Below are 21712 nucleotides of genomic sequence, written 5' to 3' on the forward strand. Positions count from 1 at the left end.
AGCGGGCTCAGCCGTTGTCGAGGATGGTGCCGTGCTCGTCCATGGTCGGGTGCATCTTCATGGGGCCGTAGTTGTCGAGGTCCGAGGGGCGCGGCGGTTCCGGCCCGTCGCGGCCGCTGCGCACCATCCGCTCGATCCGGCAGATGCGGAACAGACGGCCCTCCACGCGGGCCTCGTCGGCCCGGCGGGCGCGTCTGAACTCCTCGGCGGCCCGTGCGTACACCGCCCGCTTGCTGTCGCTGTATTCGTAGAGCAGCGGCCACATTTCGGCCATCCCCTGGTAGAGCAGCCGCCGCGCGTCGTGCGGCGTGGGCATCAGGGCGCCCTGCGGCCGCCACCGCTGCCCGGCGCGCTCGGCCACGCCGAAGCCGACGGGCAGCAGGACGATGTCGGGGTGGGTGGTGACGGCCCGCTCGGAGTGCTTGCGCACGACGGCGGGGAACCGCGGTCCGGAGTAGGCGAAGGTGCTCAGCGCCAGCTTCATGGCGCCCGCCATCAGCCCGGCCTCGTCCTGCTCGGGGTCCAGCACGAACCCGGTGTCGGGCGACCGGGCCTCGTGGCGTCCGTCCCAGGAGACGATGGACGGCTCCGGGTCGGTGGGCCGCGGCGGCTCCAGGTTGTGCTCGCCGGTGCGGGCGAACTCGTCCCCGCGCACCACCCGGTAGCGCACCCCGAGCACGGTCGCCTCGTCGAGCGGCTCCTTCTCGAGCCGGGCGACGGCCGCCAGCAGCTCGCGGCGGGTGGCGGCGTCGTCGGTGTCGTCCCGGGCCCTGAACCACAGGAGCGAGTTCAGCTCGTCCCGGGCCTCCTGGGGCGTGCCGCTGGTCACCGGCTTCACCAGCTGCCAGTGCTCCCCGGCGGCGGGGTCCTGTACGGCCAGGCCGAAGACGGGGCCGCGGAGCGCGAGATGCGGGTAGCGGGAGGACGCGTCCACGGCGTCGGCTTCGGTCACCCAGGCGGCGGGATCGTCGCGCCGCACCAGATCCGCGTGGAGCCGGTCCAGCTTTCGCTTCCAGTGTTCGGCCATGCGCACATTGTCGAGGGCCCTGGGCGGCAAACGGGCGGGAACGCCTCAAGTGATCAAAAGCCTTAAATCCGATGTCACTACTGCCTGTCCGCCGGTCGCCGGGCGGTCGGCGGAGCGGCATGCGTGGCGCGTCGTGGACGGGCGGACGGCCATGGCCCATAGCCTGACATATCAGTTTTCACGGGGAGGAGTTCGAAGGATGACGACACGTCGGCACTGGCTCTTCGGGGACCAGCTCGGTCCGCACTTCGCCGACCACCGCCGCCATGGCCCCGACGCACAGGCCCCGCTGATCATGATCGAGGCGACGTCGGTGCTGAGCCGCCGTCGCTTCCACCGGGCCAAGGCGCATCTGCTGCTGTCGGCGATGCGCCACCGGGCGGCCGAACTCGGTGACCGGGTGCGGTACGTCCGGGCCCGGACGTACCGCGAGGGGCTGGCCGAGGCGGCAGGCCGGGACCGGGTGACGGTCTGCCACCCCACCTCCCGCCGGGCGCTGGAGCTGGTCGGCTCCCTGGGCCAGGTCGACGTGCTCCCCGCGAAGGGCTTCCTGGTGCCGATGGCCGACTTCGCCGCATGGGCCGGGGAACACGCCCATGGCCGCCTGCGGATGGAGGACTTCTACCACTGGGTGCGCCGCGGACACGAGCTGCTGATGGACGGCGGCGAGCCCGCGGGCGGCCGGTGGAACTTCGACCGGCAGAACCGCGAACCACCGCCCCGGGCGCGCACCCTCGACGCGCCCGGACCCTGGCGCCCCGACGAGGACGAGATCGACGACCGGGTGCGGCACGACCTGGACCGCTGGGAACGCGACGGCACGGTCTCCTTCGTCGGCCGGGACGGCCCGCGGCGCTTTCCCGCGACCCGGCGCGAGGCGCGGGCCGCGCTGCGCCACTTCGTGACCCACCGGCTGCCCTGCTTCGGGCCGTACGAGGACGCGATGCTCGCGGCGGACCCGGTGATGTGCCACAGCCTGCTGTCGGCACCGCTCAACCTCGGGCTGCTGCATCCGGCCGAGTGCGTGGAGCTGGCGGAGCGCGCGTGGCGCGACGGCGCCGCGCCGCTGGCCGGGGTCGAGGGGTTCGTACGGCAGATCGCCGGCTGGCGGGAGTACGTCTGGCAGCTGTACTGGCACTTCGGCGAGGACTACCGCGGCCGCAACGCACTGCGCCACACCGCCCCGCTGCCCGGCTGGTTCCTGGAGCTGGACGCCGACGCGGTGACCGCGCGCTGCCTGTCCACGGTGCTGGCCCAGGTCCGGGACACCGGGTGGACCCACCACATCCCGCGGCTGATGGTGCTCGGCAGCCGTGCGCTCCAGGACGGCTGGGACCCGGCGGCGGTCACCGACTGGTTCCACCGCTGCTTCGTCGACGGATACGACTGGGTGATGCTGCCGAACGTCGTCGGCATGTCGCAGTACGCCGACGGCGGGCTCATGACGACCAAGCCGTACACCTCGGGCGGGGCGTACCTCAACAGGATGAGCGATCTCTGCGGCCCCTGCGCCTACCGCCCGGGGGACCGGACCGGTGAGCGGGCCTGCCCGTACACCACCGGCTACTGGGCCTTCCTGCACCGGCACCGGGGGCGCCTGGCCGGGAACCACCGCATGGTCCGGGCGGTACGGGGGCTGGACCGGCTGGGCGATCTGCCGGAGGTCCTCGCGCGGGCCGCGGAGCGCGGCGACGCCGCGCCGTGACGGCTTTGCGAATTCCCCTTGGAGAGGGAGGTGAACGAAAGCTTTACGGCGCGTGAAGTATCGCTGCATCTCACGCCTCTTGTCCGCGGTGGGTGCCGGGTCTAGAACTGACGCAACACCGTGCCCCGCATGCCCTTCAGGAGGTTCCAATTGCGCCGGGAAACACTGAACGGCGGCCGCGTCATCATTGTCGGCGGCGGCGTGATCGGCACCTCTGTCGCATTCCACCTGAGCGCACGCGGATACCGCGATATCACCGTGGTGGAACGCGGACTGCCGGGAGAAGGCACGACCGCGTACGGGACCGGCGGCATCCGGCAGCAGTTCTCGACGCGCGTGAATATCGAGCTGGTGCGCCGCTCGCTCCCGTTCTGGCGCGACTTCGAGGAAATGACCGGGGCGCCGATGCATTTCCGGCAGCACGGTTATCTTTTCCTCATCTCGGATGCCGCCACCCTCGGAATCTTCGAAAAGAACGCGGAACTGCAGCGGTCGCTCGGCGTCGATGTGACGATGCTCGACCCCCGGCAGGCGGCCGACATCTTTCCCGGGATCCGGACCGACGACCTGCTCGGCGCGACCTACTCCGCCGACGACGGATCCGGTTCCCCGGCCGACGCCGTCGCCGGATATCTGCGCGGAGCGCGGGCCCGCGGGGTGGAGGTCCGGCAGCACACCGAGTTCCGCGGGCTCGTCACGGACACCGACGGCACGGTACGCGGCGTCCGGACCGCCGACGGGACGCTCGACGCCGAGCTGGTCGTGCTCGCCGCGGGGCCGCAGGTCCGCGGGGTGGGGCGGCTGTGCGGGGTGGACATCCCCGTACGGCCGCACCCCCGGCAGGCGTTCGCCACCGGCCCGCTGCCCGCCCTGCACGGCGGGCTGCCGCTCGCCGTCGACATGACCAGCGGCGCGTATGTGCACCCCGAGGCGGCCGGGACGGCGATCGTCGGCGGCAACGACCGCTCCGCGCCCAGCAGCGAACAGGCGACGGTGGACTGGTCGCGGGTCGAGTCCCTGGCCGGTGCGCTGACCCACCGCTTCCCCTCGCTGGAAGGGCTGGAGGTCACCCGCGGCTGGGCCGGGCTGCGGGAGATGACCGCCGACGACCACGCGATCGTCGGCCCGGTCGACGAGGTGCCCGGGCTGTGGGTCGCGGCGGGCTTCTCCGGCCACGGCTTCATGCAGTCCCCGGCCGTCGGCGCGGCGCTCGCCGAGTGGTGGCTGACCGGTACCCCGCCGCTGGACCTCTCCGCGCTGCGGCTGTCCCGGTTCACCGACCGGGCGCTCGAACTCGAAACCGCCGTCTTCTGAACGGAGCCCCCCCATGGCTTGCGACACGGACATGGCTTGCGACACGGACATGGCTCGCGACACGAATCCGACCGGGGCCGAACTGCTCGTCGACACGCTCGTCCGGCACGGCGTCGACACCCTCTTCGGCGTCCCCGGCGACACCGGCGTCGTCCTGTACGACGTGCTCGCGCGGCGTACCGACGCCCTGCGCCACGTACTGGCCCGGGACGAACGGCACGCGGGCTACATGGCCGACGGCTACGCCAGAACACTCCGGCGGATCGGCGTGTGCGAGGCGTCCAGCGGCGGTGGCGCCGTCTACCTGGCCGGTGGGCTGGGCGAGGCGTACGCCTCCGGCGTGCCCGTCCTGGCGATCACCAGCGACATCCACCGGCGCAGCCGTGGCTCCGGCGCCATCACCGAGATCGACCAGGAGGCCCTCTTCGGCGCCGTCACCAAGTGGTGCCGCACCGCCGAACGCGCCGCGGACATCCCCGCGCTGGTCGCGGAGGCCGTCGCCACCGCCACCGGCGGCCGCCCCGGACCGGTCGCGCTGATCCTCCCCGAGGACGTGCTGGAGGAACACGCGGCGGCCGCCGTACCCGAGGGCGATCCCGCGCTCCCGGCCGCCCGCCCCGGCGCCGCCGAGTTCGCCGTCGCGGGCGTGGCCGCCGATCTCGCCCGCGCCGAGCGGCCCGTGATCTTCGCGGGCGGCGGTGTCCACGCCTCGGGCGCCTGGCGGGAGCTGCTCGCCCTCGCCGAGCACGGTGCGCTCCCGGTGGCCACCACGATCCACGGCAAGGGCGCGGTCCCGGAGGACCATCCGCTCTCCCTCGGTGTCGCGGGCGGAAACGGCTGCCGCGGCTACGCCAACGAGTACCTGGCCGGTGCCGATGCCGTGCTCATCGTGGGCAGCCGGGCCAATGCCACCGACACCAACGGCTACACCTCCCCGCCCCGCGACCCCGGTGTCCGGGTGGCGCAGATCGACACCGACGCCTCCCGTGCGGGCCGGAACTTCCCCGGCAGCGTGCCCCTCGTCGGCGACGCGGCGACCGTGCTGGACCAGCTGCGCGAGCAGCTCCCGGCCGCCCCCGCCGCGACCGGGGCGGCCCGGGAGGCGGGCATCGCCACCGCACGGGACACCTGGGCGCGGGCCGCCGCCGAAGAGCCGCCGGACCCGGGCGAGGGCCTGCTCCCGCCCCGCGAGGTGATCCGGGTCCTGCACCGGGTGTTCGGCCCGCGGGCCTGGGTGGTGGCCGACCCCGGCACCCCGACGCCGAACCTCTCGGCGTACTGGGAGAGCGCGGGGGAGGGCTGGCGGGTGGTGATCCCCCGCGGCCACGGCCCGATGGGCTACGCCATCGCCTCGGCCATCGGCGTGGCCGTCGCCCACCCGGGCGAGCGGATCCTGTGCGTGACCACCGAAGGCAGCCTGGCCATGGGCGTCGGGGACTGGGAGACCGCGGCCCGCCTCGCGCTCCCCATCACGTACGTCGTGCTGGACAACACCTCGATGGGCTGGATCAAAATGCTCCAGCACCTGTTCCTCGAACAGCGCTACTTCGGTGTGGACCCCGGGCCGATCGACCCGGTCCCGCTGGCCACCGGCATGGGCATCCCCGGCGCCAGGGCCACCACGCTCGACCGGCTGGAGGTGCTGGTCAAGGAGTCGGCCGGGCGCCAGGGGCCGTCGGTCGTGCACGTCCCCGTACCCGAGCACAAGGACGCGCCGCCGCCCGTCGCGCCCTGGGAGGCCGTGCTCACCGGACACTCCAGCGGCCGCCCCGTCTACTGACCCCGCCGCATCCCCGTCCCCGTTTGTCCGCCCTCTTCACAGCACGTGCAGGTTCCCGGAAGGATCCGCTCATGGAGGCTCACGCAGTACTCCCCACGCCCCCTGATTCCGCCGCCCCGGCGGTCGACCATCCGACCGCCATGCGGGCCGCCCGGGCGAGCTTCACCGGCACCGCCATCGAGTGGTACGACTACTTCCTCTACGGCAGCGCCGCGGCCGTGGTGTTCCCCAAGGTGTTCTTCTCCGACCTCGGCTCCACCGCGGGCACCCTGACCTCCCTGGCCACCTTCGGCGTCGCGTTCTTCTTCCGTCCCCTCGGCGGCGTCATCTTCGGTCACTTCGGCGACCGGCTCAGCCGCAAGCAGGCCCTGGTGACCACGCTGCTGATCATGGGCCTGGGCACCTTCGCGATCGGTCTGCTGCCCACCGTCGGACAGGTCGGTGTCCTCGCCCCCGTCCTGCTGGTGTTCCTGCGCGTGCTGCAGGGCATCGGGCTCGGCGGCGAATGGGGCGGCGCGGCGCTGCTCATCGTCGAAAGCGCCCCCACCAAACGCCGCGGGCTGTACGCGTCGGCCTGCCAGCTCGGCGTACCGGCGGGGCAGCTGGCCTCCGCGGGCATGGTGGCGCTGTTCTCGCTGCTGCCCGAGGACCAGTTCCTCAGCTGGGGCTGGCGGATCCCGTTCCTCTTCAGCGGGCTGCTCGTGGCCTTCGGCCTCTACCTGCGGAAACGGCTTCCCGAGCCGCCCGAGTTCCAGGCGCTGAAGGACGCGCGGAAGCGGCCCAAGATGCCCCTCGCGGAGGTTCTGCGCCACGCCAAGAAGCAGACCCTCCTGCTGATCTTCGTACAGGCCGCGGCCACGATCGGCTACTACCTCTTCACCGTGTACTCGCTGTCCTACGTCGAAGGCGACCTCGGGCTGCCGCAGTCCTGGGCGCTGAGCGGGGTGCTCATCGGCGCCGCGCTGCTGCTCCCGGCGATGCCGCTGTACGCCGCGCTGTCGGACCGGATCGGGCGCCGCCCCGTGTACTTCGCGGGCACCCTGTTCATCGCCCTGTTCGCGGTCCCCTTCTTCTGGCTGCTCGACACGCGCAACCCGTATCTCATCGCGCTGGCGATCGTCCTGGCGCTGGTGTGCGGCTACGGTCCCACCGGGGCGCTCAACAGCGTCCTGTACGCCGAGCAGTACCCCACCCGCTACCGGTACACCGGGGCCTCGGTGGCCTACCAGATGTCCAGCGTGGTCGCCGGGGCACCCGCGGCGCTGGTCGCCGCCGCGCTGGTGTCCGCCACCGGATCGGGCATGGCAGTCTCCTGGTATGTGATCGGGGCGGCGGTCATCTCGCTGATCTGCGTGATAGCGCTCGAGGAGACCCACCGCACCGAACTGACGAAGGAGTAGAGACGATGGCGGACATCGGGATCGTCATGCTGGACAACCGGATTCCCCGCCCGGTCGGTGACGTGGGAAATCCCGCCAGCTTCGACTTCCCCGTCGCCATGGCGGTCGCCCCGGGGGCCGGTACCCGCCAAGTGGTGGAGCGCTCGGCCGAGGGCCTGCTGCCCGCGCTCACGGCCGCCGCCACCGGCCTCCAGGACGCCGGGGCGGCCGCCGTGACCACCTGCTGCGGCTTCCTCGCCGTCCACCAGCCGGAGCTCGCCGACGCCCTGCGGGTCCCGGTGGCCACCTCCAGCCTCCTCCAGGTCCCCCTGGTGCTCCAGACCCTGCGCCACGACCAGACGTGCTGTGTGCTCACGGTCAACGCGAGCACGCTCACCGACGCCCACCTCCGGGCGGTCGGCATCGGACCCGCCCAGCGCGACCGCCTCCACCTCGCCGGTCTGGAACACACCGAGCACCTCTTCCACGTCCTCACCGGCGACGACGAGACACTCGACCTCCCGCGCGCCGAGGCCGAGGTGGTGGCCGCCGCGCAGGCCGTGCTCGGCGAGCACCCCGACATCGGCGCGTTCGTCCTCGAATGCACCAACCTCCCGCCTTACTCCGCCGCCCTCAAGGCCGCCACCGGCCGCCCCGTCTGGGACGCGCTCACCCTCATCCGATGGCTGCACGGCGGCTGCGCGGGGCCGACGGCACCCGGGACACGATCATGCTGAACATGGTCCATCTCCAGACCCTTCAGGCGGTGCTCGCCACCGGCTCGCTCAGCGGGGCCGCCAAGGAGCTGGGCTACACCACCTCGGCGGTGTCCCAGCAGATCGCCGCGCTGGAGCGGACACTCGGCGTACGGCTCTTCGAACGCGGCCCGCGCAACCTGTGGCCGACCACGGCCGCCCTCCAGATGGGCCGCCACGCCGCCGCCCTCCTGTCCCGGCTGGAGGAGGCCGAGGAGGACATCCGCGGCTACGCCGACGGCAACCGGGGGCGGCTCCGGGTGGCCGCGTTCCCGACCGTGAGCGCCCAGCTCCTGCCCAAGGCGCTGAGAAGGCTGGTCGCCCGGCTCCCCGACGCCGAGATCACCCTGCAGAACGACGGCGATGCCACGGACGTGGCCCTGGCCGTGAGCGAGGGCCGGGCGGACCTCGGCCTCGTCTACGCGTACGACCTCGTCCCCGAAACCTGGCCCGGCGAACTGACGCTCCGACCGATCCTCGACGAGGAACTGATCGTCCTCTGCGGCCCGGAGCAGCACACCGCCGACGCGCACCACGTGGACCTGCGCGAACTCTCCGGCGCCATCTGGGTCACCAACGACGAGGGCACCGCGGCCCACCACAATCTGCTGCGCCTGTGCGCCCAGTCCGGATTCCGCCCCGAAGTCCGCTTCACCAGCAACGACTACGACGTCATCCGCGGCATCGTGCGGGAAAACCTCGGCGTCGCGCTGGTCCCCGCGCTCTCCCTGGGCATCGACCGGGCGATCACGATGCGCCGTATGCGGAGCCGCGGCCCGCGCCGCAAGGTCCTCGCCGTGTACCGGTCCACCGACCCCAACCCGCTGGTGCCCGTGGCCGTCGACGCCATCCGGGAGGCGGCGGAGGAGTTCGTGACCTGGACCACCGAGGCATTCGGCGCCCGCGTCGACACCCCCCTCGCCACGACCCCCGGCTGAGCACCCCCGGACAGCCGGGCCACCCCGGACAAGGACCCCCGCATGAACGTGGTTCCCCCCTGGCGGCTACGCGCCCGATTCGCCCGCTCCCTCTCCGACCGGTACGGCCACGAGGTGCCCGGCTACAGCACGCTCGTGGACGTGGCCGCACAGGTCGACGCGGACGTGCTGCGCCGCGACGGCGCCACGGCGCGGCGCCTGGGCAGCGTCGAGCGGGTGACCGCCGAGCGGCACGCCGCCGTCGGCGTCGCCACGCCCGCCGAGCTGCGCCGGGCGGGCCAGATCTTCGCCGCCCTCGGGATGCGTCCGGTCGGCGTCTACGCCCCGGGTGCCGTCCCGGGAAACACGTACGACCCGGGAAACACGTACGCCCCGGAGGCGGCGACCAGCCCGGGCCCGGTCGTCTCGACCTGCTTCCGGCCGCTCGACCCCGCGGAGCTGGCCCGCGACGCCTTCCGGGTGTTCGCCTCCGCCCCGGCCCCCGGCGCGCCCCGCTTCTTCCCGCCGGAGCTGCTCGGCCTCGCCGAACGCGCCGAGGCGGAACAGGGGCTGCCGCCCGAGGAAGCGCGGCGTTTCCTCACCCTCGCCACCGCCGCCTTCCGCCCCTCCCACCTCAGCCACCTCACCCCCCGGGTCCTCGACCTCGACGCACTGCACCGGCGCATGGCGGAGCGCGGCGGTGTCGCGGTGGCCGACGAGATCCAGGGCCCGCCGCGCTGGGACGGCCCGGACATCCTGCTGCGCCGGACCTCCTTCGGCCCGCGGTGCGCGGCCGAGGCCCGCGGCATCGCGCTCACCCCCGCGGGGCGGGCCCGCTACGACGCGATGACGGCCGAGACCGACCGGCTGCTCGCCATCGACCCGGTGCTCACCCGCCAGGAGGCCGCCGCCAAGATCTGGGCCATGTGCCTGCCCGCCACGGAGGCCGGACTCGCCCGGCAGGACCTCGCGTACTTCACCTACCACGCCACCGATCCCGCGGCCCGCCCCCGGGACGGCCTCGGACCGCCCGCCGGGCTGTCCGGGCTGCTCCACGGCGGCTGGATCACCGCGGAGCCGATCGTCTACGAGGACCTCCTGCCCCCGCCGGACCCGGACGGCCAGCGTGCGCACCCCGACGCCGACTGGCTGGCCGGGGTGCTGGAGCGCCCCGTACACGACCCCGCCGAGACCTACGCCCGGCAGCGGCGGGACTCCCTGGACGAGGCGGCGCGAACCCTCGGCATCGCGCCCATCGCACACCCGACCGCCCCGGACGACCCCGCCGACCCCGGGGCCGCTGAGTGAAAGCGCTCAGGCGCGGGGTGCCGTGCCGTTCAGGAAGCGCAGCAGCAGATTGCGGCCGACCGCACCGGCGATGCTGTGGTACGTGTCGTCGAAGGCGTGGTCGCTGTAGGGGATGGCGTTGAACCCCACGTCGTCGTGGGCCTGCCGCAGCCGGTCGGCGAGCCCGCGGACCCGGGACTCCCGGATGAGGTGGTCGGAGGCTCCGCTGACCAGGAGGGACGGCATCAGACCGGGGCGGACGCGGTTGATGGCGGAGGCGTAACGGTAGCGCTCGGGATGCTGGGCCGGGGTGCCGCCGGTGTACTCCTCGGTGATCTCGCGTCCGTAGCCCATGAGGCCGTTGTCCTGCCAGGTGCCCTTGAGGTCCGAGGCGGGGTAGAACCCGGCGACGGCGACCGGCGGGGCGGGCAGCCGCGAGGTGCAGCTGCTGGCGATACGGCCGGTCTCCAGCCCGTAGGCCACGTTCAGCGCGAGGCTGCCGCCCGCCGAGCCGCCCACCAGCACGGTGCGGGAGGTGTCGACGCCGTACGGGCGGGCCAGCCTGGCGAGCCGGGACATCGCGCAGACGACATCGTCGGAGGCGTCCTTCCAGCGCGGCGGCGGCGTGAGCCGGTAGTCGATGGACAGCACCGGGTAGCCGTGGTTCGCCAGCCAGCGGTAGTCGCCCGCCCGCTGGTACCGGCTGCCGGTGGCGAACCCGCCGCCGTGGATCCACACCACCATGGGCTTCTTCCCCTGACGGTGCGCCTCGCGCGGCGCCCACAGCCCGGCCTTGAGCGTGCGGCCCTCGACGCGGTCGTAGTCGATCACGTGGTCCGGCGGCGCCGTGGGCTGGTCGACGGCGAGGACGTCGGCGGGGGACAGCGGGACGTTCTGGGCGTGGGCGTAGAGCAGCTGGGTGGTCAGCACGGTGGCCGCGCCGATGGCGGTGACCGCCGAGGTGGCCGTGGTGAACACCGCCGTCCTGCGCTGTCCGCGCCGCCATGCCACCACCGCGCCCACCGCGATGACCAGGCCGAAGACCACGTACCACAGCGGCCGGGGCCCGACCCAGGTCGTCGCGTAGTACCCGAGGACGGGAATGGCCGGAACGACCGCACCGAGCGTGATGAGCGCCAGCAGCCCCGAGACCACCAGCCCCAGGCCGAGGCAGGTGCGGCGCGCCCAGCGGGGCAGGGCGCTGCGTGGGGATATGCGGACACGGGCGTTCATGTCGGGGCGTTCTCCTGTTCGCTGTCGTCGATGTGGCTCAGGCGCCGTCAGCAGTGAGGAGGGCCCAGCTCGGGAATTCAGGGTAGCCACGAGGTGAACCGGCCCGGCCACGCGGGTCGCCGGGCCGGGCCCCGGTGCACGCGGTTACTTGGCGTACAGCAGGGTGCCGAAGCCGGTCTGGTCGAAGCCGCCGCTGGTCGAGCCGTAGTCACCGCCGCCGCCCTCGGGCCGGACGCTCTCGGCGATGGCCTTGATGTACGGCACGTCCAGGCCGCGTCGGCGGCCGTAGTGGTAGTACAGGAGGTCCCAGACCGGCCGGACCTGGCCGCGGCTCGCGGCGGAGATGACGGTGTGCGACCGCTGGGCGCAGTTCTGGCCGGTGCCCCAGGTGTAGGTGGTGAACGGCACGTCCTGGCCGAGGTTGTACTTGGCGACGTACTGGGCGGCCTTCAGGAAGCGGTTGCCGTCGTAGCCGTACAGGTCGTCGCCCTGGGACCAGGCCATTTCGCAGAAGGCGCCCATCTGTCCCATGCCCATCATGGTGTGGCCCTGGTCCCGGCCGGATTCCTGCCACTGGCCGAGGGCGTAGCCGTCGACGTTGTCGTACAGATACGGGACGGCGTGGCGGAGGGAGCCGTTGCCCGCGCCGCTCTTGAAGTACGTGACCGCCTGGTCGTACTTCGCGGCGTCGTCGCACAGGATCCCGATGGCGAGGACCGAGTTCATGTTGCACAGGTCCCAGTTGGCCCAGTAGTTGGTGATGCACGCGTCGTTGTGTCCGGTGAGGAACTGGTTGTTGAGCGGGTAGAAGACGTCGCGCATCATCGTCTGGAAGCGGCCGAGGTCGAATCCGCTGTAGCCGCGCATGAGTTCGGCGGCGTTGGCGAACTGGTAGCCGTACAGCCCGGCGGCCAGGAAGCGGTCCGCGTTGCCGGTGACCGTGGTGAGGGTGGCCGACCAGGCGTTGAGGATCTTGACGGCGGTGTCCGCGTTCGCCGTGGTGCCCGCGATCTTCCAGCGCAGGGCGTTCTGGTAGGCGGCGTGGATGTCGTTGTAGAGGATGCCGTAGTTCTCGCCCGTGCCGCCGCGGATGATGGTCTGCTGCGGGTTGGGGGCCCAGGTGCTGGCGGAGTGGCGGTTGGCTGTCAGGCGGTTCCACCCGGACAGCCACGGTTCGGTGCCCGCGGCGACCCGGACCTTGGCGCGGTTGAGTTCGCCGTAGGCGTGCAGCATGCCCGGATGGGTGAAGGTGGCGGGCGCGGCGCCCGCGCTGCCACCGGTGGCGGCGGCCGTCGCGGCGCCGACGGCGAGGGCGGCGGTGAGGCCGCCCGCGGACCGCAGCAGGGTGCGGCGGGTCGGCGTGTGGGCGGGGGTGGGGGTGTTTTCGCGGCTCATCGCGGTGTGTCTCCGCTCTGGGTGGGGGTGAGGTGCACGCGGTCGAACCGCGTGGTGGTGCGGGCCAGCGGGTCGCGGGAGCAGACCACGAGGCCCACGTGGTACGGGGCGTCACCGAAGCCGGGCACGGCGCCCTCGGCGAGGGGGATCCAGGTGGCGCCGTCGTCGGTGGAGGCGGCCGTGGCGAACACGGTCCCGGTGCGCCTCAGCCGCAGCAGGCAGGGCAGGGTGAGGCGGCCGGTCCCGGTGAAGGCGGACGCGCCCGCCACGACCGGGCGCAGCATGAGCTGCGCGGTGGTCCCGCCCGTGACGACCGCCCCGGCCGCCTGGTCGAACGGCGACAGGGACTTGGCCATCAGCAGCCCGACCCGGTCGGCGTCCGTGGCCCCGGTCCGCGAGACCAGCCGGGCGGTGAACTCGCAGTCTCCCCTGACGGCCCTGCGCACGAACTGTCCCGTCATCCCCTGGCCGTTGACGGTGAGATCGGTTCCGGCGCCGCGCACGGTGAACGTCCCCGCGTCGTACGCGGTGCTCCCCGGGGTACGGACCGCCACCACCCCGTACGTCCCGTACGCGCGCTCGTCGAGGACGACATCGCCGAGGTCGCCGTACGACCAGGGCGCGGGCGGCGGCGCGCCGATGTGCAGGGTGAGGGTGCCGGTGGCGGTGCCGGACGCGTTGCCCGCGCCGGTGGTGACCGTGAAGGTGCCGGTCGCCGAGGGCCGTCCGGAGATCAGCCCGGTGCGTTGGTCGAGGCGCAAGCCTTCGGGCAGGCCGGTCGCGGTGAACCGTACCGGCTCGTGCGTGGCGCGCAGGAGATGGCGGAACGGGACACCGTGGTTCGCGAACGCCGTGTCGGCGGAAATGAGTTGGGGCTCGGCGGGGACGGGCATACGGGCGCTCGCGGGCGACGAACGCGGCCCGCGCCCACCGCGGTTCGTCTTCGCGACGGCGTAGTGGTACGTGCGCCCGGGTGTCCCGGTGGCGTCCGCGTGCCGGACGCGGGTGCCGAAGCCGACCGGGCCGACATCGGTGGCGACGGTCTCGTACGGGCCGTGGGCGCGCGTGGCCCGCAGCACCGTGTACCGGGCCGCGGGGTCGGGATCGGTCCAGGCCAGCTCGACGGCGTCGGCCGCGGTCCGCGCCCGCACATCCGTGGCGGTGCGCATCGGGCGGGGCACGGTCCACAGCGGCCCGTCCGGGGAGGCCACGGTGACGTTGTCGAAGGCGCCGGTGCCGGTCTCGCTGTACGCCTCGTCGGCGCCCAGGCAGGAGGTCAGGGCGAGTCCCGCGTACGCGGTGCGGCCGAGCCGGACCTCGGTGGCGCCCACCTCGGTCCAGTGGACGCCGTCCGGGGAGATGGCGCCCGTGCAGCGGTTGCCCCGGCGGGTCACCCGCACCCAGTACGGGGCCCGCAGCCGGTAGCCGTCGCCCGCGCCCTCGACGTAGGGAGCCTCCAGCGGTGTCGCCGACGTGGGCAGGCTGCCGAGGTCGGAGATCGGGAACGCCGCGGCGGTGGTGATCGCCTGCTGCTGGGACGGTGGCACGGGGGTGCTGCCGGTGGCCGAGACGGGCGCCCCGGCCGAGCGGCGCACGCTCCACACCCCGCTCCAGGTGTGCAGCGGCAGCCCCTGGAGCAGCATCGAGGCGTGCGGGGCGGCCGCGTCGAGGGAGCCGCGCAGCGTGACGCCGATGGTGGAGTACTGCGAGCTGAGCGGCCACACGATCCGGGCGGTGACCGTGCCGTCGCCGCGCAGGGGCAGCTGCACGAGGCGGCACGTGTCCGCGGTGCCGCCCGACTCCAGCACGAAGCGCTCGCCGTCGAAGGCGGCGGAGCCCGGGACCGGTGAGGGGTCCACGTCGTGGGTCGACCAGGGCCCGGGCAGCCCGGCCGTCGCCGCCACCCAGCCGGAACTTTGGCTCGTGCCAGAGGAGTTGGTGGCGCTGACCGTATAGCAGTAGGTCCGCCCGGTCCGTGCGGCGCGGTCCGTGTACGCGGGGGAGCCGAGCCCGGAGGCGATCCGCTCGTACGGCCCCTCGGGCGTGGTGGCGCGCCGGACCGTATAGCCGGTCGCCCACGCGGACGGCAGCCAGGCGAGGGCGACGGACTGGGGGCCGCCGGTCGCGGTGAGCCCGGCGGGCGCGGTCGGCGCGGCGGGCGAGGCCGTCGTCCCGGCGTAGGCGAGGGTGCCCCAGCCCGGCAGATCGTCGTTCCCGCCCTCGATGGCGCGGGCCCCGCCGGTGCCGCGGAAGACCGCGCGCTCGGTGTGCGGGGTGGCGAGGCCCCGTACGCCCGCGTAGTGCGCGTACGCCATCTCGTAGACCGGTGGCAGGGCGCCGCGCGCTTTGTCCGACACCGAGGTCTTGAGGTATTTGCCGGTGCGGTCCAGGTCGGGGGAGAAGGGGACGTCGCCGCCGAGGTTGTAGCGGGCGGCGTACTCGACGTTCGCCAGGATCCGGTTGCCGTCGAAGCCCCACAGGTCGACGCCCTGGTTCCAGGCCACCTGGGCGGCGTCGCCGAGCAGGCCGACCGCGAGCTGTTCATGGCCCTGGTCGCGGCCGCTCTCCTGACCTTGGCCGCTGTCGGTGACGACGCGGTGCCGGACGCTGCCGTTGCCCGCACCGGCCGCGGCGAACCGCAGCGCGTCCTCGAAGAGCGTCGGCTCCTCGCAGAACACACCGATGGCCAGGATGGTCTGGAGCGCCGTGAGGTCCCAGTTGCCGTTGGCGTAGAGCATGTAGCCGGACACCGCCGGATACCAGACGCGCAGAAAGGACTCCTCGCAGCGCGCGATGGCGTCCGGGTCCCAGCCCTCGTAGCCGCTGTGCCGCAGCAGCTCGGCCGCGTTGACGAACAGGAACGCCTGCAGCCCGGCGCCGAGCGGTCCGTCCGCGCCCGTGACGGCGGTGAGCGACGCCGACCAGGCGTCGAGGATGTCGCGGGCCTTGTCGGCGTGGGCGGGGCGGGCGGTGACACACCACATGAGCGCGTTCTGATAGGCGGCGGCGGAGTCGGCGACGGCCTCGCTCATGAACCGGGCCGGACCCCGGCCCCAGGAGGTGATCTGGCCGGTGTTCCGCACGGTGTACGCGGACGACGCGCGGGGGCTTGCCGCGAGCGCCGAAAAGCCGTCGTACACCGGGGACTCCCGGGCGGCGACCGCGGCCCTCATCCGGGCCAGGTCGGCGGCGCCGTGCAGCAGCCCGGGGTGGGTGAAGGCCCGGCCTCCGCCGCGGTTCCCCGCGGCCCGCGCCACCCCGGGCACGGCCAGGCCGCCGGCGCCCGGCGCCAGCAGCAGGGCCGCGGCGCCGCCGAGGAAGCCCCGGCGGTTCGGCGCGGTCATGACGCGGTGGCCTCGGCGGTGGTGAGGAACCTGAGGTTCGTCACATGCTCGTTGACGTGCATGGGTACGAAGTCCGCGGCCATGTACCAGGTCGGCTTCTTCATGCTGTCGGCGATGACCTGGCCGCCCACCACGAGGTTTTCGAAGGTCACGTTCCTGATGGCGTGTTCGGCGTCGTAGCCGAGCAGCAGGCACGGGCTGCCGTGGCTGCCGGTGTAGCTGAGGTCCTTGACGTACACGTCCTCGATGCCACGGCCGACCGAGGTGTTGTACTTCGTGTTGTACATGACCCGCATATGGATGAGCTGGCCCTGCCGGAAGTCCTCGACCCGGACACCGTCGATGCGCACGTTCCTGATGAGGTTGCTGTCGCCAGGGTTGAGGGCGATACAGCCCTGGTAGCCCGTCTGCGGTTCGCGGTGGTCGCAGATGTCGAGGTTGCTGAAGGTCAGGTTCTCCAGCACCTCGGGCGCGTCAGTGTTGCCGTGCGTGCCCACGTTGATCGGATGCGCGACGTCCGCCCACAGGGTGGAGTTCTTGACGGTGATGTCGCGGGTGTCGCCGTAGTACTCCCAGCGGTGGGCGTAGATGGCCACGCAGTCGTCGGCGTTGCGCATGAAGACACCGTCGACCGTGACATCGGAGCTGGAGAAGACATCGATGCCGTCGCCGTTGCCCTTCGAGCTGAAGGCGGCCATACCGCTGAGGGTGATGTGATCGGACTCGCCGATGGTGACGGCGTATCCGCCCGGGTTGAGCATCGTCACGGCGCCGATGGTGATGTTCTTCGACCCCTCGACGGTGGCGCCGCCGCCGGGCGCCGCGTGGATGACCCCACGTCCGGTCAGCCCCGCGTTCTCGACGTCCTTGAAGATCACCCGGGACTTCAGGACGGCGCCGCCGTCCAGATGGACGGTCTTGCCGGACGGCACGGTCAGGGTGCCGCCGGGGGTGGTGTGCACTCCGGGGCCGAAGTGGATGACGTCCGGGTCGTCCGCGGCGGGGCGGTCCGTCTCCAGGGGACGGGCGAGCAGATGCAGGCAGTCGAAGATCTGGTCGTCGGCCTGGACGATGAGGTTGCGCGGCTCGGTGAGCCGGAACCGGGCGGTGTTTCCGCGCACCTTGGGCGTGATGCCGTACGAGTCCGGCCGTATCCGCACCTTCTCGACGCCGCCCTTGAGGCAGGTCACCTCGATCTCGACGCTGCCCGAGAAGTCGAAGTGCGCGAGCGTCGAGTTCTGCTGGCGGCCACTTCCGGTGGTGGTGTCGACCAGGTTGAGCGTGGCCAGATAGGTGCCGAGCCTGCGCCATCTGCCGCCCGGGTTACGGACCTTGACGGTGAAGCTGTCGGTCTTCACGGGGGCTCCCGCCGGGACCGGATAGGTGACGAGCCGCGCGGCGTCACCGGCCGCACCGGACCGGGCCGCCGTGGCGGCCGTCGCGGTGGTGCCGGTCAGGCCCGCGGCGAGCACGGTGGCACCTGCCGCCTGAAGGGTGGCGCGACGGGACAAGGGTGGGTTCATGGCTGACTCCCAGCGCAGTGTGAGGACGGAAACCGGTTACTGCGGCCGCGTGGCCAGAGCTTCGGCCCTGTCCGGAAACGGAGTCAAGGGTCAGAGCACACTTTCGAAAGGATCGGTCGCCCCGGCGGTGTGCGGCCTGCCGATTGACCCGCCTCCCCGTCAGATCTACGTTAGAAGACGCTTTCTGACAGTGTTTCCTCAAGAGTGTTTCCCCGGCGCCTCAGGAGAGTCATGCCCAGTGCCCAGCCGCCGAGAGCCGTGTTCGCCATGGACCCGGTGCACCTGCCCCTGCTCTTCCCGCCGCCGCTCATGGAGCGGCTCCGGCAGGTGGCCGACATCGACACCGCGCTCGTCGTACGGGACCTCACCGACCCCGCCGCCGCCCCCGCGCTGGCCCGGGCCGAGGTGCTGATCACCGGCTGGGGCTGCCCCCGCCTCGACGCCTCCGCCCTGGCCGCGGCGCCCCGGCTGCGCACCGTCCTGCACGCCGCGGGCTCCGTCCGCTCGCTCATCGGCGACGCCCTGTGGGACGGCGGAATCACCGTGTCCAGCGCGGTCACCGGCAACGCGCTGCCGGTCGCGGAGTACACCCTCGCCATGATCCTGCTCGCGGGCAAGGACGCCTTCGCCCACCGTGAACGCTTCCGGGACACCCACGCCCACCCGACCCCCGCCGAGACGGCGGCCACCGGCAACCTCGGCCGCCGGGTGGGCGTCATCGGCGCCTCGCGCGTCGGCCGCCGACTGCTGGAGCTGCTGCGGCCGTTCGACTTCGACGTCGTGCTGTACGACCCCTACGTGGACCCCGCCGAGGCCGCCGCGCTCGGCGCCGTACCGCTGCCGCTGGAGGACCTGCTGCGCCGCAGCGACATCGTGAGCCTGCACGCCCCCGACATCCCCGAGACCCACCGGATGCTGGACCGTGAACGGCTCGCCCTCATCCGGGACGGCGGCGTGCTGGTCAACACCTCCCGGGGCGCGCTGGTCGACACCCGCGCCCTCACCGACGAACTGGTCGCGGGCCGTCTGAGCGCGGTGCTGGACGTCACCGACCCCGAACCGCTGCCCGCCGGATCCCCGCTGTACACGCTGCCCAACGTGTTCCTCACCCCGCACATCGCCGGTTCGCTCGGCAACGAACTGGCCCGCCTCGGCCGCGTCGTCGCCGATGAGCTGGAACGGATGGCGGCGGGAGCGCCGTTGGCCCACGAGGTGCGGCATGCGGATCTGGCCCGCGTTGCCTGACGCCCGCGCCGGCGGCCCGGCCCCGCGGAGCGACGGCCCGCGGGGCAACGGCCCGTGGGGCAACGGCCCATGGAGCAACGCCCCGCGGAGTAACGATGGGATACGGTTTCCGCACCGGAGCGGGGCGGGACCCGGCCCGGCCGGTGGGGAAGTCGCTACGGTGAAGGAGCCGCTACGGTGAGCGAGCGCAAGGCGTCGGGCGGCGCCGGACGGGCCACCATTCGCGACGTGGCGGAGCGCGCGGGCGTCTCCGTCGCCAGCGTCTCGCGCGTCCTGTCCGGCAACTATCCGGTGTCGGAGGAGCTGCGCCGCCGGGTGATGAAGGTCGTACGGGACCTGGACTACGTCACCAACGCCCACGCCCGCTCGCTGGCCGGTGGCGGCACGCCCACCGTGGCCATCCTCATCAACAACATCACCGGCGCCGCCTTCGCCCATGTGGCCAAGGGAGTCGAGGGCGCGGCCACGCTGCGCGGCTGGCTCTCGCTGGTCGGCACCACTGGGGACGACCCGGAGCGGGAACTCGCGCTGGTCAACCTCATGCGCCAGCAGGGCGTGGCCGCCGTGGTCCTGCTCGGCGGCGCGTACGACTTCGATGAGTACCAGCTGAGGATGGCCCGGTTCGCCCGCTCCCTCGACGCGGCCGGATCGCACCTCGTCCTGGTCGGCAGGCCGCCGCTGGAGGGCGACGTGGCGGCCACCACGGTCGACTACGACAACGAGGGCGGCGCCTACGCCATGGCCAGCCACCTGCTGTCCGCCGGACACCGCCGGGTCCTCGTGCTGCCGGGCCCCTCCGAACTCACCACGGCCCAGGGCCGGTTGAGGGGCGCCCGGCGGGCCTTCGAGGCGTACGGCGTCCCCTTCGACCCGGACATGGTGCTCCACGGCCCGTACGACTACGGCCACGGGTACCAGGCGGTCGAGGAGAGCCTGCGGCGCGAGCTGGACTTCACGGCGGTGCTGGCGGGGACCGACGTGGTCGCCGCGGGCGCCATGCAGGCCCTGCGCGCCGCCGGGCTGAGGGTCCCCGAGGACATCTCGATCGTCGGCTACGACGACATCCCGCTGGCCTCCCAGATCACCCCCCAGCTGACGACCGTTCATGTGCCGTACGAGGAGATGGGACGGGCCGCGCTGCGCGCGGTGGCCGACCGGCGCGAGGGCGGCGCGGGGCGCCGTGCGGGCGGCGACGGTGCCCATCTGGTGCTGGGCACCCATGTCGTCGTACGGAACTCCGTCCAGCCGCCCGCTCGTCTTTCCTGACGGCCGCCGCCGCTTCACCCCCTTCCACAACTCATCGCGCCCGCCCTCTTGTCGAGTGCGGACCAATCGGCCTACCGTCCACAGCAACCGGTTACTACCGCTTTCGCTTCTTCGGCCTCCGTCCGCCGTTTCCGGCCACCACCGGGCCGCCGTCCTCGCGTTCGTTTTGAGAACGCCAACAGCCAAAGGATCACGGTCAGATGAACTTCACCCTGCCCCGGAGAAGGTTCGCCCGCGCCGCCGTCGCGGGTCTCGCGCTGACAGGTCTGCTCTCCGCCTGCGGCGGTTCCGGCTCCGGGGACCCCGAGTCCGCCGGGGGCTCCGGTCCGGTCACCCTCCCCTTCTGGGGCTGGGCCAACGGCCACGAGGCCGTCGTCAAGGCGTTCAACGCGAGCCACCAGGACATCAAGCTCAAGTACACCAAGGTCACCGATCAGCTGACGATGCAGAAGCAGCTGACCAACGCCGTCAAGGCGGGCAATGCTCCCTGCCTGGTGCAGAACACCGCCGAATACGTGACCACCCTGGTCTCGCAGGGCGTGCTCGCCGACATCACCCGGTACGTCGATTCGGCGAAGAAGAAGTTCAACGCCGGTGCGTGGGCGGGCGCCGGGGTACAGGGCAAGGTCTACGGCGTTCCCACCAGCTCAGCGCCCGCCTTCACCATCCAGCGCACCGACATTTTCCGTAAGTACGGCCTCAAAGCCCCCGCGACCTGGGATGACTTCATCGCCGCCGGAAAGGTGCTGAAGAAGCACGGCATCCACATCACCAACTACGCGGGCGAGGACCCGAGCACGCTCGAAGTCCTCGCGATGCAGGCCGGGGCGCACTGGTACGCCATCGACGGCGACGCCTGGCGGGTGAACTTCCAGGACCCCGGTACCCTCAAGGCCGCCAAGGTGATCCAGCAGATCATCGACAACGGTCTGAACTCCTCGCTGTCCTTCGCCGACTACGCGGCCGTGCAGCGCAACTACGACAACGGCCGCACCGCCACCCGGCAGATCTCCACCTGGCAGATGGCCGGTATGGTCCAGAACTTCACCAAGTCCAACGGCCAGTGGGCGCTGTCCCCGTGGCCCGCCTTCCCCGGCGAGCCCGCCAAGACCCCGGCCGGGACCAACCAGAGCGGCGGGCTCACCCTGGTGACCAAGGAGTGCGAGCACCAGGAGCAGGCCGCCGCCGCGGCGCTGTGGATGTCCACGAACACCGGCGCCGTGTCCACCATGGCCAGCCCCGAGACCGGCAACGGCGTGCTGCCCGCGCTGGCCGACAGCGCGTCGTACGTGAAGAAGTCGCTCTCCGCCAAGCTGCTCGGGAAGAACTACGAGCCGGGCAAGAAGGTGGTCACCGACAGCCTGGGCACCGTCACCACCGACTGGGTCTTCGGTCCGAACTGGACCGCGATGTTCACCGAACTGCAGAGCGGCTGGGCCAAGGTCCTGAACAAGCAGCAGAAGGTCACCGACCTGCTGGCCCATATGCAGAAGTGGACGGTGGCAGACCTTACGTCCCGCGGCATCAGCGTCAAGAACTGAG

At 72.5% G+C, this 21712-nt stretch carries 15 protein-coding genes; 10 read left to right on the top strand and 5 right to left on the bottom strand.

Annotated elements, in window-relative coordinates; all coding sequences use genetic code 11:
• Window positions 1-7 precede the first annotated feature (7 nt).
• Window positions 8-1027: a DUF5954 family protein gene (locus ACZ59A_RS15855; protein WP_470958721.1), complete on the bottom strand. Its 1020-nt coding sequence runs from the start codon at window positions 1025-1027 to the stop codon at window positions 8-10.
• A 199-nt stretch (window positions 1028-1226) separates the two neighbouring features.
• Between ACZ59A_RS15855 and ACZ59A_RS15860 the strand changes: the two genes are divergently transcribed.
• From ACZ59A_RS15860 to ACZ59A_RS15890, 7 genes are all read left to right on the top strand, one after another.
• On the top strand, window positions 1227-2732 hold the full coding sequence (locus ACZ59A_RS15860; protein ID WP_470958724.1) for a cryptochrome/photolyase family protein: 1506 nt from the start codon (window positions 1227-1229) through the stop codon (window positions 2730-2732).
• 150 nt (window positions 2733-2882) lie between these two features.
• Window positions 2883-4046, top strand: coding sequence for an NAD(P)/FAD-dependent oxidoreductase (locus ACZ59A_RS15865; protein ID WP_470958727.1), 1164 nt, complete (start codon window positions 2883-2885; stop codon window positions 4044-4046).
• Between the two features lie 49 nt (window positions 4047-4095).
• Entirely contained in the window at window positions 4096-5826 is a 1731-nt protein-coding gene (locus tag ACZ59A_RS15870) for a thiamine pyrophosphate-binding protein (RefSeq protein WP_470958730.1), read from the top strand.
• Between the two features lie 71 nt (window positions 5827-5897).
• Window positions 5898-7226 (top strand): MFS transporter, encoded by a 1329-nt coding sequence (locus ACZ59A_RS15875; RefSeq protein ID WP_470958733.1) that lies wholly within the window; start codon window positions 5898-5900, stop codon window positions 7224-7226.
• A gap of 5 nt (window positions 7227-7231) precedes the next feature.
• Window positions 7232-7942, top strand: coding sequence for an aspartate/glutamate racemase family protein (locus tag ACZ59A_RS15880; protein WP_470958736.1), 711 nt, complete (start codon window positions 7232-7234; stop codon window positions 7940-7942).
• A complete protein-coding gene (locus ACZ59A_RS15885; protein ID WP_470958739.1) occupies window positions 7888-8898 on the top strand; it encodes a LysR family transcriptional regulator in 1011 nt (336 codons plus the stop codon). The genes ACZ59A_RS15880 and ACZ59A_RS15885 overlap by 55 nt, the downstream gene beginning before the upstream one ends.
• Before the next feature lie 48 nt (window positions 8899-8946).
• Complete coding sequence (locus tag ACZ59A_RS15890; RefSeq protein ID WP_470959673.1) at window positions 8947-10185, top strand: 2-oxoadipate dioxygenase/decarboxylase family protein; 1239 nt, start codon at window positions 8947-8949, stop codon at window positions 10183-10185.
• A gap of 6 nt (window positions 10186-10191) precedes the next feature.
• Here the strand turns inward: ACZ59A_RS15890 and ACZ59A_RS15895 are convergent, their stop codons facing one another.
• The 4 genes from ACZ59A_RS15895 to ACZ59A_RS15910 form a co-directional block, all read right to left on the bottom strand.
• Entirely contained in the window at window positions 10192-11397 is a 1206-nt protein-coding gene (locus tag ACZ59A_RS15895; protein WP_470958743.1) for an alpha/beta hydrolase, read from the bottom strand.
• Window positions 11398-11541: 144 nt separating this feature from the next.
• Window positions 11542-12792 carry an alginate lyase family protein gene (locus ACZ59A_RS15900; RefSeq protein ID WP_470958745.1) on the bottom strand — a complete coding sequence of 417 codons (1251 nt, stop codon included), beginning with the start codon at window positions 12790-12792 and terminating at the stop codon, window positions 11542-11544.
• Window positions 12789-16136, bottom strand: coding sequence for an alginate lyase family protein (locus ACZ59A_RS15905; RefSeq protein WP_470958748.1), 3348 nt, complete (start codon window positions 16134-16136; stop codon window positions 12789-12791). The genes ACZ59A_RS15900 and ACZ59A_RS15905 overlap by 4 nt, the downstream gene beginning before the upstream one ends.
• Entirely contained in the window at window positions 16133-17659 is a 1527-nt protein-coding gene (locus ACZ59A_RS15910; protein WP_470958751.1) for a glycosyl hydrolase family 28 protein, read from the bottom strand. Before ACZ59A_RS15910 ends, ACZ59A_RS15905 begins: the two co-directional genes overlap by 4 nt.
• Window positions 17660-17890: 231 nt before the next feature.
• Here ACZ59A_RS15910 and ACZ59A_RS15915 point away from each other — a divergent pair, with 231 nt between their 5' ends.
• The 3 genes from ACZ59A_RS15915 (at window position 17891) to ACZ59A_RS15925 (ending at window position 21711) form a co-directional block, all read left to right on the top strand.
• Window positions 17891-18904, top strand: coding sequence for a hydroxyacid dehydrogenase (locus ACZ59A_RS15915; protein ID WP_470958754.1), 1014 nt, complete (start codon window positions 17891-17893; stop codon window positions 18902-18904).
• 177 nt (window positions 18905-19081) lie between these two features.
• The gene (locus ACZ59A_RS15920) at window positions 19082-20170 is read left to right on the top strand and encodes a LacI family DNA-binding transcriptional regulator (RefSeq protein WP_470958757.1); all 1089 of its coding nucleotides are present in this window, start codon (window positions 19082-19084) and stop codon (window positions 20168-20170) included.
• Window positions 20171-20370: 200 nt separating this feature from the next.
• Window positions 20371-21711, top strand: coding sequence for an ABC transporter substrate-binding protein (locus tag ACZ59A_RS15925; protein ID WP_470958762.1), 1341 nt, complete (start codon window positions 20371-20373; stop codon window positions 21709-21711).
• Window position 21712 lies beyond the last annotated feature (1 nt).

Source organism: Streptomyces sp. NPDC040405, from assembly GCF_055595765.1.

Excerpts from the sequence above, each read along its gene's own strand:
- ACZ59A_RS15855 (WP_470958721.1), bottom strand. The coding sequence starts at position 1,027 with ATGGCCGAACACTGGAAGCGAAAGCTGGACCGGCTCCACGCGGATCTG.
- ACZ59A_RS15860 (WP_470958724.1), top strand. The coding sequence starts at position 1,227 with ATGACGACACGTCGGCACTGGCTCTTCGGGGACCAGCTCGGTCCGCAC.
- ACZ59A_RS15870 (WP_470958730.1), top strand. The coding sequence starts at position 4,096 with ATGGCTCGCGACACGAATCCGACCGGGGCCGAACTGCTCGTCGACACG.
- ACZ59A_RS15875 (WP_470958733.1), top strand. The coding sequence starts at position 5,898 with ATGGAGGCTCACGCAGTACTCCCCACGCCCCCTGATTCCGCCGCCCCG.
- ACZ59A_RS15880 (WP_470958736.1), top strand. The coding sequence starts at position 7,232 with ATGGCGGACATCGGGATCGTCATGCTGGACAACCGGATTCCCCGCCCG.
- ACZ59A_RS15885 (WP_470958739.1), top strand. The coding sequence starts at position 7,888 with ATGGCTGCACGGCGGCTGCGCGGGGCCGACGGCACCCGGGACACGATC.
- ACZ59A_RS15895 (WP_470958743.1), bottom strand. The coding sequence starts at position 11,397 with ATGAACGCCCGTGTCCGCATATCCCCACGCAGCGCCCTGCCCCGCTGG.
- ACZ59A_RS15900 (WP_470958745.1), bottom strand. The coding sequence starts at position 12,792 with ATGAGCCGCGAAAACACCCCCACCCCCGCCCACACGCCGACCCGCCGC.
- ACZ59A_RS15905 (WP_470958748.1), bottom strand. The coding sequence starts at position 16,136 with ATGACCGCGCCGAACCGCCGGGGCTTCCTCGGCGGCGCCGCGGCCCTG.
- ACZ59A_RS15910 (WP_470958751.1), bottom strand. The coding sequence starts at position 17,659 with ATGAACCCACCCTTGTCCCGTCGCGCCACCCTTCAGGCGGCAGGTGCC.
- ACZ59A_RS15915 (WP_470958754.1), top strand. The coding sequence starts at position 17,891 with ATGCCCAGTGCCCAGCCGCCGAGAGCCGTGTTCGCCATGGACCCGGTG.
- ACZ59A_RS15925 (WP_470958762.1), top strand. The coding sequence starts at position 20,371 with ATGAACTTCACCCTGCCCCGGAGAAGGTTCGCCCGCGCCGCCGTCGCG.